Annotated in this window: 12 protein-coding genes; all 12 read right to left on the bottom strand. The window is 29.2% G+C overall.

Features of this window, described 5'->3' with window-relative positions:
• Nucleotides 1-17: 17 nt before the first annotated feature.
• On the bottom strand, nt 18-854 hold the full coding sequence (locus tag KEC93_RS22935; protein ID WP_039769913.1) for an HAD-IIA family hydrolase: 837 nt from the start codon (nt 852-854) through the stop codon (nt 18-20).
• 1 nt (nt 855) lies between these two features.
• A complete protein-coding gene (locus KEC93_RS22940; protein ID WP_039769912.1) occupies nt 856-2232 on the bottom strand; it encodes a sn-glycerol-1-phosphate dehydrogenase in 1377 nt (458 codons plus the stop codon).
• Between the two features lie 273 nt (nt 2233-2505).
• Nucleotides 2506-3363 (bottom strand): PTS system mannose/fructose/sorbose family transporter subunit IID, encoded by an 858-nt coding sequence (locus KEC93_RS22945; RefSeq protein WP_077868695.1) that lies wholly within the window; start codon nt 3361-3363, stop codon nt 2506-2508.
• 27 nt (nt 3364-3390) lie between these two features.
• Nucleotides 3391-4152 carry a PTS mannose/fructose/sorbose/N-acetylgalactosamine transporter subunit IIC gene (locus KEC93_RS22950; RefSeq protein WP_039769911.1) on the bottom strand — a complete coding sequence of 254 codons (762 nt, stop codon included), beginning with the start codon at nt 4150-4152 and terminating at the stop codon, nt 3391-3393.
• 34 nt (nt 4153-4186) lie between these two features.
• Entirely contained in the window at nt 4187-4666 is a 480-nt protein-coding gene (locus KEC93_RS22955; protein WP_039769910.1) for a PTS sugar transporter subunit IIB, read from the bottom strand.
• A 23-nt stretch (nt 4667-4689) separates the two neighbouring features.
• A complete protein-coding gene (locus KEC93_RS22960) occupies nt 4690-5106 on the bottom strand; it encodes a PTS sugar transporter subunit IIA (protein WP_039769908.1) in 417 nt (138 codons plus the stop codon).
• Between the two features lie 442 nt (nt 5107-5548).
• A complete protein-coding gene (locus tag KEC93_RS22965; protein ID WP_039769906.1) occupies nt 5549-8218 on the bottom strand; it encodes a sigma-54-dependent transcriptional regulator in 2670 nt (889 codons plus the stop codon).
• Between the two features lie 202 nt (nt 8219-8420).
• The gene (locus tag KEC93_RS22970) at nt 8421-9107 is read right to left on the bottom strand and encodes a response regulator transcription factor (RefSeq protein WP_017211235.1); all 687 of its coding nucleotides are present in this window, start codon (nt 9105-9107) and stop codon (nt 8421-8423) included.
• A gap of 159 nt (nt 9108-9266) precedes the next feature.
• Nucleotides 9267-10502, bottom strand: coding sequence for a sensor histidine kinase (locus KEC93_RS22975; RefSeq protein WP_039769904.1), 1236 nt, complete (start codon nt 10500-10502; stop codon nt 9267-9269).
• Nucleotides 10503-10711: 209 nt separating this feature from the next.
• The gene (locus tag KEC93_RS22980) at nt 10712-10915 is read right to left on the bottom strand and encodes a hypothetical protein (RefSeq protein WP_023973936.1); all 204 of its coding nucleotides are present in this window, start codon (nt 10913-10915) and stop codon (nt 10712-10714) included.
• Nucleotides 10916-10942: 27 nt separating this feature from the next.
• The gene (locus KEC93_RS22985; RefSeq protein ID WP_023973937.1) at nt 10943-11611 is read right to left on the bottom strand and encodes a hypothetical protein; all 669 of its coding nucleotides are present in this window, start codon (nt 11609-11611) and stop codon (nt 10943-10945) included.
• Nucleotides 11612-11824: 213 nt separating this feature from the next.
• Nucleotides 11825-12769 carry a 2-hydroxyacid dehydrogenase gene (locus tag KEC93_RS22990; protein ID WP_039769901.1) on the bottom strand — a complete coding sequence of 315 codons (945 nt, stop codon included), beginning with the start codon at nt 12767-12769 and terminating at the stop codon, nt 11825-11827.
• Between the last annotated feature and the right edge of the window lie 333 nt (nt 12770-13102).

Below are 13102 nucleotides of genomic sequence, written 5' to 3' on the forward strand. Positions count from 1 at the left end.
CCTACTTATCCCCTTGCTTAACTATCAAAATTTATACTATTAAATATTCCTCCAATCTCCTTAAGTGAATTAAATATTAAAGTCGGTTGTATTTCAGATTCCTTTAGATCTTTCATTTGAGTTTCCCCTGTCAAGACTAGAATTGTAACTGCCTTATTGCCTTTTCCTATAGCAATATCTGTATATAACCTATCTCCTACAAAAGCGACTTCTTCTTCTTTAAGTTCCATATTCTTAAGTATATAATTTAAAGTATAAGGAGACGGCTTACCAAAAAATGTAGGTTTCACTCCTGTAGATGCAGTAATCATTGAGCATATAGATCCGCAATCAGGCATAAAACCATTTTCTATAGGACAGTTGAAATCTGGATTTACCGCCAAGAAAGTAGCTCCATTTCTAATAAAGTCACATGCTTTTGAAACATTTTTATAGGCTAATGAAGTATCAAATCCTGCTACGACCACATCTGCATTTTCTTCTACTATATTAATATTTGAATTCACAAAATCTTTTTTTAAATATTCATTGCCTAAAACAAATACTCTTTTATTTTGAAATTCTCTTTTTATATAATCAATTATTACTTCATTAGATATCATCATCATGTCATTCTTTACATCATAGCCCATATTAGTTATTTTTTTTATATAAAACTCAGCATTTTTTGAAGAATTGTTTGTAAAGAATTTAAACTTTATATTATTTCCATCTAATATTCTTAGGAATTCTATAGATCCATCTAATAGTGTGTTACCTAGGTATACTGTTCCATCTAAATCAAGAATAAAACATTTTATTTTTTTTAATAATGTTCTCTCATCTTCTTTTATATCTAAATATTTATTTAACATGCTATACCCTCTCAGCTAAATAATTTTTAATCTTATATGAAAATTCATCTAGTAAATCCAAATCACCTAAAAAGCTTAATATTGTATATCTTGGCCTAACCTCTTTAGCCATAACTATTGCATCTAACATTATTTTAAGCTCAATTCCAACATCCTCTGGTTCAGCTGCTGCGCCAACTCTTTTGAGAATTGCTTTTATTTCCTCTGCTGTCGGAATATCTTTAATAACATCTTTTATTTCATTAATATTTTCTCTAATGCTGCTAATTCTTTCTAATCTGCTTTCTATAGAATTCCTTTTTTCTTTTGCGGCTGTTTTAATAATTTCAGGTGCTGCTTTCCCATAAAATTGTTTAATATTTTTCTCCCATTGGTCCTGATCAAATAACTTAGCACTATTAATAGCTTGATCAAAATTAAGTTCATATTCAGATAAGATTTCACGTAATTTCGTAGTTATGATTGTAGATATTCCCACCTTTGTTCCATGAAGTACAGCTTTTTTGCCTTCAAATAAAAACATCATTTCTAGATAATGAGCTAAATGATGTTCTGATCCCGAAGCAGGTCTTGAATTGCCAACAAAGCTCATAGCAATTCCAGTTAGAACTAATGCTTCCATTAGATTTTTTATTGCTGTTTCATCTCTATTTATCATTTTCTCCGAATTATCCATACATTTTTGTATAGAATCCTCTACCATTTTAACTGTTACATCACAATAATATTCTTTATTTATAATCTTGCTGAGTTTCCAATCATTTAATGCAGAATACTTTCCAACAATATCACCAAATCCAGCTAGAATCATTTCCATAGGCGCATCTTTTAGTATATTAACATCTCCGATAATTGCTTTAGGAACATCAACTTGATAAGTAGTTTTAAGATTTTCAACTATTAATGCAGAACCATTTGATGCAAAACCATCCATAGATGGTGCAGTAGCCACAATAACTGATGAAATATCTAATTTATGACTAATAAATTTGCCTAAATCATTTAATGTACCTGAGCCTATTGTTAAAATAACATCTACATCTTTATCAAATTGCATAAATAGTTTACCTAAAGCACTTTCATCAGGAACAAGGTCATCCTCTGGTTCAAATATAAATTTTTTATACTCAAATTTTCCTTCTTTCAATGCAGTCTCAACTTGATTTCCAGCTGCTTTATAAGTATTTTTATCCGCTACAACTAATGAATTTTTAAATCCTAGATCTCTTAATATATCAGGCACTTTTTTAATTGCATCTTTTTCTATTAATACACGTTCTAAACCTATATTATGTGCTTTACCACATGTGCATTTTAACCCACTTTTTAAAAAATCATCTATTTTTAAATCACTGACATTGTTTATATTTAACTCCATGCATATCACTTCCTAATTAATATTTTTGCTTAATTAACAATGCGTATGTTGCAATATTGGGCATATGTCTGAAAATCTTTATACATAGGTAACTTAATATAGTTATAATGAAGCTCAAAATTGCAACATACATATTTATCTGATGTCTAGCCGCTGTAACACTCCCTCTTCTATAAGTGGGAGATAACAGCGGCACGACCCTAGATAAGTTCAACTAAGATTCAGATGGGGATCAAACCCCACCTGAATCAAGTTTCACTTGATTTTTATTAATTAAAATATACCTAAAACTCCTAAAATAGCTCCTGCAAGTATAAGTACAACCATTAATTTAATTGGAGATGTCCCTCTTCTTACCATTTTTAACACAATTAATGTTAGTGCAAACGGTATCAAGCCAGGCATTAGTTTATCTAATAAATCTGTTTGCAAACTAAATTTAACTTCTCCCATATTAAAACTTAAATTAGTTTGTAAAGTAATGAATCTTCCAACTAGCCCTCCCATTACTAGAGTTCCGAGTACTGATGCAGTCTCAATAACTTTATTAATTTTTCCACCTTGTAGTATTTGTTCTACCGCTTTCTTACCAAGATTATATCCACTCATCCATAGACTTAATGAAATACTAGTCATTATTACATATTGAGCTATTAAAAATATAATTGGACCAAAAATATTCTTAGTATTTGTAATTCCTATACATATTGCAAGCAAAATAGGTGTAATAATTCCCTGTGTCAATGTATCACCAACACCTGCAAGTGGCCCCATTAATCCTGTTTTTATTGCATTAAAACCTTCATCATTAATTGGATTACCACTAGCTTTCTCCTCTTCCATGGCTATAGTAATACCATGTATAACTGATCCACAAATAGGTTCTGTATTAAAAAATGCTAAATGCCTTTGTACTGCTGCTTTTTTATCTTCGTTATTTTTATATAATTTCTTTATTACAGGTAACATGGAGTGTGCAAAAGCCGTAGCTTGTAATCTTTCGTAATTATAATTTGATTGTGCGAAAAAAAACCATCTAATCCATGACTTAATTACATCTCTTTTATCTAAAACTTTAGTTTTATTATCATCAATTGATTTATTTTCAGGTATAATCTTTATATTTGACATGTATATTCCCCCCTTGTAAATTTTCTTCTATGCATTATTAGGTGATGAATTATTGCCTTTTATTGCAGTTACAGTTAATGCGATTACTAATCCTATTATAGAAATGATAACTATATCAAGTTTAAAGTATACTGACATTATGATCCCTAGTACAAAAAATGGCATTGTAAATGAGTTTCCTATTAGTTTTAAATTCATTGCAATACCTAGTGCTGGTAACATTGCTCCTATTACATTAAATACATGCAATACACTATCATTCATAACACTTAACATTCCAGACACTGCATCTGGACCAAAATATACTACTAATGTAGCTGGTATAAAACTAAGTAAAAATAACACTATTTGCGGTGGTATTGTATTTATGAGACTAAGTGAATCTATATTTCCCTTTTCTACCTCTCTATCAGCCCAATGAACAAAAAATGAGTTGATTGTCATTTTTCCTATCCATAATACTGTAGCTATAGTTCCAAGTGGAACTGCGATTGCCATAGCAGTTGATACATCTAAACCAGAAGTTATAGCTAATGCAGTACCTGCATATCCTGCAAATGATGGATCCCCCATTTGAGCTCCACCTGCTGATATAAATCCTAAATATATAACATTTATACCTGCACCTATTAATGCTCCCTCTAAAGGTTGTCCTAATATTATTCCTGTTATTAGTCCTGCTACTAAAGGCCTATTAAATGTAAAAAATCCAACATAAGTAAACCATGGACTCCATGAAATATAGTAAAATAACCCTATTAATACCGCTTGAAAAATCGTAACATGCATATAAATTCCTCCTAAATTATAATTTAATTATTAATTATTTCTTTAATAATTTATCTAATGCTATTTGTTTTGCATCAGGAACAATTTGCATAAAAACATTCACACCACATCTTATAAGCTCTATAAATGCTTCTCTTTCTTCATCAGAAACTGAAATATTTTTATATAATTGTTTTCTTCCTTGCCTTGCACCCATTCCTCCAAGATTTAACTCCTTAATTCCAATTCCTGCTTTTACAAGGCTAAGGACAGTCATAGGAGCTTTAACTAAAACCAATATTTTCTCACCATCGTCATCTTTATTTAAAATTTCAACTGCATCATCTACTCCATATATCTCCACTTTAAGTGAACTAGGTGCTGCAGATTTTAGAACCATTTGCATAAATGAATCTTGTGCTACTGCATCGTCTACTACTATAATTTTAGTTGCCTTTGTAATTTTAGACCATGCAGTTGCAACTTGACCATGAATTAGCCTATCATCAATTCTTGTAAGAACAATATTTAACATATATAATCTCTCCCTTTTTTGATTTATTTTAATAATGTATTTAATTCATTAAATAATTCTTTTACTCCCATAACTCCTGCTTCCATGCAATGCCTAGTCAATTCATCTAACTCATAAGATTCTCTCATAGTAATTGCCTCAAGTAACATAGGTAAATTAACGCCTGTTATACATTTAAATTTAATATCACTTACTTTATTTGAATTTAAAGCAACAACATTATAAGGACTTCCACCTAACAGATCTGCCAGTACTAAAACACCTTGACCACTTTCTAATAATTTAATTGATTCTCTAACTTTGTCTCCTAGTACTTCGATACTATCTCCATGTTCAAGTCCTAAAGTTAATATCTTATCTTGTTTTCCTACAATAAGCTCAGCACTTTTTAATATTTCTTCTGAAAATTTTCCGTGAGTGACGAGTAAAATTCCTATCATAAGATTCACCTCCTCTTGTTTTTCTTTATCCGATAGCTAGCATCTGTAACACTCCCACTTCTTAAAGTGCGAGATAACGGCTGCACGCTCCTGGATAAGTCAAACTAAATTCAGCTGAAGTATAAAACTCCACCTGAAAAGTTTCACTTTATGCCTTATATACAAGCAACTATCGTGCCAATAATTAACTTAAAGTGTCTCACTATATATAGCATAATATTTGACGCCTTCTAAACACTATGTCCTTACACATTTTTTAGTTAATACAATATTTTTCATCATAAGAAAACTTATTTATTGGATAATTTAATATTTAGAAATCAGCATATGTATTCAATGTGTATTTAATGTGTATTTAAGAAAAGTCTAAATGTAAATACACATTTAGACTTTTTAATAGTATTATTATATTTTTATCAATTACAGTAACTTTAGCTTACTGCTAAATCTCTTCTTCACTTTTAATATTATTTAAATCAAAATTAATATCCACCATTTCAACTATATATGCTAGTTCACTGTTAGGAATGTGTATTCCAAATACTTCTTCTACTAAAATAAAATTATTTTTTATAACCTCAAAAAGTTGCTCTTTTGCAGATTTGATTTTGGAAAATTTTTTATATGGCAATGTCTCATTTCTTATAACTCTTTCAATCATACATGAACAATGAAATAAAAATTTAATATACATAGCATCATCAATTTCTTTATTATAAACAGACGCTATATTTTTTAAAACTTCATCTAACGTTTTAGACGCTTTTTTAGCACTTAAAAAAGTTAATATTTCTTCTAGCATATTCACAGCATAATCTCTACAATTTGTATTTTCTGGTTCAACTTCCATAGGTGGATTACTTAATTTTATGCTATCTCCAATTAATGAGCTTACATTTTTTACACTTTCAACTAATATATCCATAGTTATATCAGGCATCATTGCTTTTCTAGCCGCTTCAATAACCATTGGAGTGCTAACCATTTTCAACGTTTGTGTTTTTATACCAGTTTTTTCTGTAATTACATCTGAGAATGTGGTTAGGGATCCCATGTCTACTAGTAAAAGAACTCCTCCTTCACAATCCATTTCCTTAACCATATCTATAGCCTTATTTAGGGCTATCTCCACCTTTTCTTCCAATGGCATATCCAATGCATGAATGCAGTTGCAGCCTAAAAGTGTCTTTGTAACTTCTACCATATTCGTTGCAGTCCCATTCCCATGAGCAATAACTAAAACTTGAATATTTCCATATGCTCTTTTTGTATTTACTGAATATAAAAACATAGTTATAAATGCTACCTCATCATTAGGCACTTTAATTAGAAATTGTTTTTCAATTTTCAATTTTATTCTTTCAGCTATATTGTATTCATTTATATGCTCCCTATAAGAACTTTCTATATTTGGATAAATTGTTACATTTCCTAATTTCAAACGTTCTATAAGGGTTTCAATATGCAGCGCCAGGCTATAAATTAACTTTGTATCTGTACTAGTAGCGAAATAATCTTCATTTTCAAAAAATGATTCTTCTATAATATTAACGATTTCAGGAGTTACAATTTTTGATAAAACTTCTTTATTTATAGTTAAATTTTGAGACTTTTCTGATAGCGGTGAGTTATTAAAACGATCTCGAATTTGACTATTTATATTCTCCCTAATTTGATTTACAGACAAGCCATCTTCATAAAATTTTTGTGCTCTTTCTAACATAACATCATAGAAGTCTTCTTCAGTATTATATTTATCATAAAGTAGTAAGCCATTTAAGTTATCATCAAATTCCTCATTGGAACTATTAAATGTTATAGACTCAAAGTCATTTAAATCAAAATATTTAAAAAGTTCTCGCCTTTTATCCTCAATTGTAAATAATCCTTCTTTAAAGCGCTGTGAAAGCTGGGATAACTTCACGTGTACGTATTTTTGATCTTGTGTTATATATTCAACAAATGCATTGGCACAAATAAGCTGGATATCATTTTTCAGTTGGCCTATGTTGCCTGGACATTTATAAAGCAGCAGCACTTTTAAAACTTCTTTCGATACTTTTAATTGAGCTTTAATTTTAAGACACTCGTTTTTAAAAAATTCATAAATAAGTTTCATTCTCTCTTTTAAGGAACGTTCATCTAAACTTGGTAGTTTAATAGTTACTGGAATTCTTCTTAAGAAAGTACTTAGTATAGTCGATTTAGGCTCTTCAGTAGTAGCTGCTATAAACAATATATTAGCTCTTCTTGTATTTTCAGATTCTCCTAATCTACGATAGCTACCTCTATCAATTAATGAAAATAACATTTCTTGCCCCTCAGGTGGTAAACGATGAACTTCATCTAAAAATAGAATTCCGTTATTAGCTTCATCTATTAATCCCTTTTTTTCTTTATCAGCTCCTGTAAATGCACCCTTCGCATATCCAAACAGATGTGATAATAATAATTGAGAGTTTTCTGCATAATCCGCACAATTGAAAATAACATATGGCGCGTTAGCTTTCAGAATCCCTACATTTATAGCATATCTATACATCATTTCTGCAAAAGTAGTTTTTCCAACCCCCGTGGGCCCAATTAATAATGTATGTAAGCCATTGGTTGGATATAATATTGCTGCTTTTGCCTGTTTAATTTGTGATTTTAAAGAATCCCTATTTCCTATTATATTTTCAAATATATCCCTAGTTTTAATTTTTGTATTTCCCAAATTACTATTAACTTCATTATTATTATAACTTTCTATTATATTCTTATTTTGCGACTCTAAATTCAGCTCTTTATTTATAATTTTTCTAAAGAAATTATATTCTTTTATTATTGGTTCATTTATCTCTATTTTATAGGTAGCTTCTAGATAATCCTTATCTAAATATAATACAGGCTTGCCCAATATCTTAATTGCTTTACCTTCATTTACAAGACAGTTTAATTCTTTACTAACATTATTTCTTGATATTTTTAGTTCTTCAGCTATATAACTTGCTTCAAATCCTACTTTCTCTATTAAATCAGTCTCAAAAGCTGCTTCTGCTGTAAGTTGCTTTAGCCTTCCATATACTCTATCTTTTCTACTCAATTTATTATTTTCCAGTTTTATAATCATACAATAGCCCAATCCCTTTTAACATAATTATTCATCAAATTATTTCTACATATTGTAATATATGTATTACCACTCTTATATAATTCTAAATTTAAATTATAATTATATCTTAATTATAATTATCAAAAACTCTCCTCGTTAGCTCTAACTCCAAATTATGTGGTTTAACTCCAGGCAAATCCAAATAAATCAATATTGAAACTTATGAATTAAATCTATATCCTGTTCCCCAAAGGGTTTCAATATACTCTGGATTTCCTGGATCTTTTTCTATCTTCTTTCTTAACTTTTGTATATGGACTGCCACAGTTGCTGTATCTCCGTAATAATCATCTCCCCATATTCTATCGAATAATTGATCTTTAGTGAAAACTATATTTGGATTAGAAGCTAAAAATACCATAAGCTCATACTCTTTTGTAGTAAGAATAACCTCTTTTCCATTTACAAAAACTTTATGTGAATCTGTTCTTATCTCCAATGCTTTATGGCTAATAATATTGAGTTGGGGTCTATTTCCTGATAATCGCTCATATCTAAGCATATGAGACTTTATTCTGGCTACTAATTCTGCAGGACTAAAAGGTTTTGTTAAATAATCATCTGCACCAAATCCTAACCCCTTTATTTTATCAATATCCTCACTTCTTGCTGATACTATTATTATAGGTATTTCATATTTTTCTCTAACTTCTCTTACTATTTCATACCCGTCTTTACCTGGTAGCATTAAATCAACTATTATAAGATCATATGTACCAATAAGAGCTTTTTTTAATCCTTGAATACCATCCTGAATTATTTCCACTTTATAACCATTTAATTGAAGATACTCTTTTTCTAGTTCAGCGATATTTATATCATCTTCTATAATTAATATTTGTTTCATATGCTTCCTCCTCTTTATTATTTATGCTCTTAAATGACACACTGTCAGATATATATGATCCGTATCACTATTTAATCACGAAATAACATCTAAACACTCCTTAGCATTGTACCCCTTGTTGGTATAAATTCAGCTATAGTTCTCTCCATCTGAAAAACTTCACTTTATTGGTATCTCTATAGTAAACGTACTTCCTTTCCCCATTATACTTGATGCATAAATCTTTCCTCCATGAGCTTCTACCATTTCCTTTGCAATTGCAAGTCCTAAACCCGTACTCATAAAGTCTTTGGTACGTTCTGTATCTATACGGTAAAATCTATTAAATATATTTGAAAGTTTATCTTCTGGAATCCCAGGACCATTATCTTTAATTTCTATCTTAATCCATTCATTATTATTACTTAATTCTACTTTAATTATTGAATCTTTTTGCCTTCCATATTTTATAGCATTCCCTATAACATTCCTAATAACTTGATATATTCTTTTTCCATCTATGTTAATTTCTAATTCTTCCGACAACCTATCTTCAAATTTAAATTCAATATCCTTTTCTTTAAGAACAAAATCAAACTCTTCCATAAGATCACTCATAAATGCCTTAAATTTAACTATCCCAAAATTAAAATCTAATTTTTGCATATCTAATTTTGAAAATAAAAACAAATCATCAATAAGGTTATTTATATAAGTAGTATTATTATGAATTATATTTAGATAATTGTTCACTTTATCTGGTGAAGTAACAACACCATCCACTAAGGCTTCAATATATCCATTAATTGAAGTAATTGGTGTTTTTAAGTCATGGGAAATATTAGCTATCAATGCTTTTCTATTTTCTTCATATTCAAGTTTCATCTCTTCAGATTTTTTTAAGGTTTCAGCCATCTTATTAAAATCATATATTAAAATTCCTATTTCATTATATACGTCGTTATCAATTTTCACATCATAGTTACCTCTGGCTATCTGTTCAACACCATCTTTTAACTTCTCTATAGGTTTCATAATTCTTTTTTCCATTCTCAAAGTTATATATATATGAGAGCTTTGATGAATAATAAAAATTATTGCAAAAAATATAGTAATTGCCTTTACATCTACAAATTTAAATATGGAAAAAACAAGTAACATGCTTATTAAAATTCCCGTTGGACGCATCCATCTTAAATATCTATGTATCCTATTAAATTCATTAAATTGTTTATGATGAGAATTATGATGTATTTTTTGATGCTCATAAACTAACTCGTAACGCATTTTATTTAACTCTTTGAGTTTTTCAAAAAATTCCCGATGTTCTTCATCAATTCTATTATGAAAATGAGAATAAACTCTTCCTCTAAACCTTCTAATGCTTTCCACCACCTTAAAATAAATTTCTACCATTGTAATGATTATAACATTCAAATTAACTTTTAATAAATTAAATTAAAACCGACTATTAATAATTCTAATAAAATTATTCTATGATATACTTAAATTTTGATTTGGAACAGAGTTCCTTATTTACTTATTTATTTATAAATGAAAATCTCTAAATAATTGAATTTTACATCAATAATTTAGAGATTTCTGAATTTCAACCCCTCTTTACATTAAGAAATACTCATTTTCCTTAATAGATTTTTCACATCAGTTGCATATATATATTTATCATCTTCTTTAATCATCACTCTAGTGCAACATTTAAAGCATTTATTATCACAATTCGTTGTCTCAAATTGAATTCCTCTACTATTTAGAGCTTCAACTAATTCATTATACTTTCTAGTGTTAGTACAAATAAGATATTTGGGCATTTACTACTATCTCCTAACTTAATTAATTTACCAAACTAAATCTAGTGATCCATTTACAGCATTTTCGCCTTTAGAAGAAATTTCTACTTTCTCAACTTCATTATCTTTATTTGCATATATTTTTAATATAGCATCGCTGTTTTCAGAACATAATAATTCTTTTATAAATTTATGATGCTTATGGAAACCTCTATCATCACTTTCCTTCATTTGTCTTATATGCTCCATTATCTTTTCTTCATCCATTCCTTTATGGCATTCTTTATGAATGTCCTTGATTTCTTTAAATACCTCTTTCAATTCTAAAGAAATAATAGCCTTTTCATCTTTTTCTTCTACTTGCACATTATTTAATAAATTTAATATAAACGTAACTTTTGAAAGTCCTCCTTTTATTCCACCGTGACCGTGCATATTCATTCCATGATTATGCATTCCTCTATGAAATCCATGATGCGGGCACTCCTTTATATTAAATTCAGAATTACTATCATGTTTTACTTTTTTGCCTTCAGCATCTAAATCAACACTTATGTTAGCTTTTGTTTCCCCACTTTTAGTATCAGTTTCAAATTCATTAGAAAATGATAATACTTTTACATCTCCTTTAGTTGCTTCCAATTTTACGCTTCCTTTAAACACTTCTTTTTCCTTCATAGTTTTAAATACATCATATAATACTTTAATTTTATTCATTTATAACGCCTCCCAATATTTTCAAAGATTTATTCCCTTGCTTGTTATGAATTCATTATAAAATCTAATTTTAAAAATCTTTTAAAGCAATTATAAAAATTTTATAAAAAAATAAAAATCCCTCAAAAGGGATTTCTATTTATACTATCTAAGAAAAGCATCAAGGCTTTTCTTCCCAGGTTTCTAATTCTAAATTAACATATATAAATTGACTTATTTAATTACATTTTGCGGAGTACCTTTTAACCATTTTTTTATATTATCAAAAACAATAACTGCTCTCTTTTCGAAAGCTTCCGCTGTTGCAAATGCAACATGAGGAGTAACTATTAAATTATTTGCTCCAAACAATACATGATCTGTAGGAATTGGTGGCTCAATTTCAAATACATCTACTCCCGCACCGGCAATTTTGCCATTATTTAAAGCTTCCGCAAGTGCTGAACTATCTAAAACAGGACCTCGTGCTGTATTTATTAAAATTGCACTTTCTTTCATTAATGATAATTTTTCATTATTTATTAATCCTTTAGTGCTTTCATTTAGTGGAACATGAAGCGATACTATATCACAAGTAGCCATTAATGTATCTAAATCTACAAATTCGATTCCTTCAACATCTTTTTTAGTCCTGCTATAAGCGTATACATCACATCCAAATGCTTTAGCAATTGCGGCAGTTCTCATACCTATAGCTCCTGCCCCTACTACTCCAAACTTCTTTCCTGCGAGTTCAAATCCCACAAGCCCATTCTTCGTTCCACCTTCTCTAGTCACCTTATCACATGGTATAATATTTCTATATAGAGAAATAACCATACCAAATACTAAGTCTGCAACTGCAGCAGTTGAGTATCCAGCACAATTGCATACTAAAATGTCTCTTTCCTTACAGTAATCCATTGCAACATGGTCTACTCCTGTAAACGCAACACAAATCATTTTCAAATTTGGACAGTTTTCTATTACCTCTTTTTTATATGGAAGATTGGATATTACTACAGCATCAGCATCTTTGCTTCTTTCTATTAATGTTTCGGTATCTTCTACTCTTGTATCATAATATATTATGTCTACTTCATTTCCTAAACTATTCTTTGCCATTCCCAATAACTTATCCTTATTTACACCTAATGGCTCTAATATCACTAATTTCATTTACTTCATTCTCCTTTATATATTAATTTATATTTAAAAATGATTTGTTAAAAGCGCTTTATCTATATTATATATGATACATCCCCATCAGAATCTTTTGAATAGATATATGTGAAATTTTTTATTTTAATTATCCTCAGATAAAAAAAGATTCGGATATTTTCTTCTAGAGTATCTAAAAAAACATCCGAACCTTTTTTCATATTAACCAACATATAAGTGATATTTCTGAATGCAATTTCGGAAATAAAATTGAAATATCAGTATATGATGAACTACATGAATTTGCAGATAATATTTGCATATCGTATTTGTTGTTTCAACTTAATAAAT

This window comes from Clostridium beijerinckii (assembly GCF_018223745.1).
In the GTDB taxonomy this organism is placed as follows: domain Bacteria; phylum Bacillota; class Clostridia; order Clostridiales; family Clostridiaceae; genus Clostridium; species Clostridium beijerinckii.

Bases quoted from the DNA above. Each gene is read 5' to 3' on its own strand.
- KEC93_RS22975 (WP_039769904.1), bottom strand. From the start codon at position 10,502: ATGGTAGAAATTTATTTTAAGGTGGTGGAAAGCATTAGAAGGTTTAGA.
- KEC93_RS22985 (WP_023973937.1), bottom strand. From the start codon at position 11,611: ATGAATAAAATTAAAGTATTATATGATGTATTTAAAACTATGAAGGAA.
- KEC93_RS22965 (WP_039769906.1), bottom strand. From the start codon at position 8,218: ATGATTATAAAACTGGAAAATAATAAATTGAGTAGAAAAGATAGAGTA.
- KEC93_RS22955 (WP_039769910.1), bottom strand. From the start codon at position 4,666: ATGTTAAATATTGTTCTTACAAGAATTGATGATAGGCTAATTCATGGT.
- KEC93_RS22970 (WP_017211235.1), bottom strand. From the start codon at position 9,107: ATGAAACAAATATTAATTATAGAAGATGATATAAATATCGCTGAACTA.
- KEC93_RS22960 (WP_039769908.1), bottom strand. From the start codon at position 5,106: ATGATAGGAATTTTACTCGTCACTCACGGAAAATTTTCAGAAGAAATA.
- KEC93_RS22945 (WP_077868695.1), bottom strand. From the start codon at position 3,363: ATGTCAAATATAAAGATTATACCTGAAAATAAATCAATTGATGATAAT.
- KEC93_RS22935 (WP_039769913.1), bottom strand. From the start codon at position 854: ATGTTAAATAAATATTTAGATATAAAAGAAGATGAGAGAACATTATTA.
- KEC93_RS22990 (WP_039769901.1), bottom strand. From the start codon at position 12,769: ATGAAATTAGTGATATTAGAGCCATTAGGTGTAAATAAGGATAAGTTA.
- KEC93_RS22950 (WP_039769911.1), bottom strand. From the start codon at position 4,152: ATGCATGTTACGATTTTTCAAGCGGTATTAATAGGGTTATTTTACTAT.
- KEC93_RS22940 (WP_039769912.1), bottom strand. From the start codon at position 2,232: ATGGAGTTAAATATAAACAATGTCAGTGATTTAAAAATAGATGATTTT.
- KEC93_RS22980 (WP_023973936.1), bottom strand. From the start codon at position 10,915: ATGCCCAAATATCTTATTTGTACTAACACTAGAAAGTATAATGAATTA.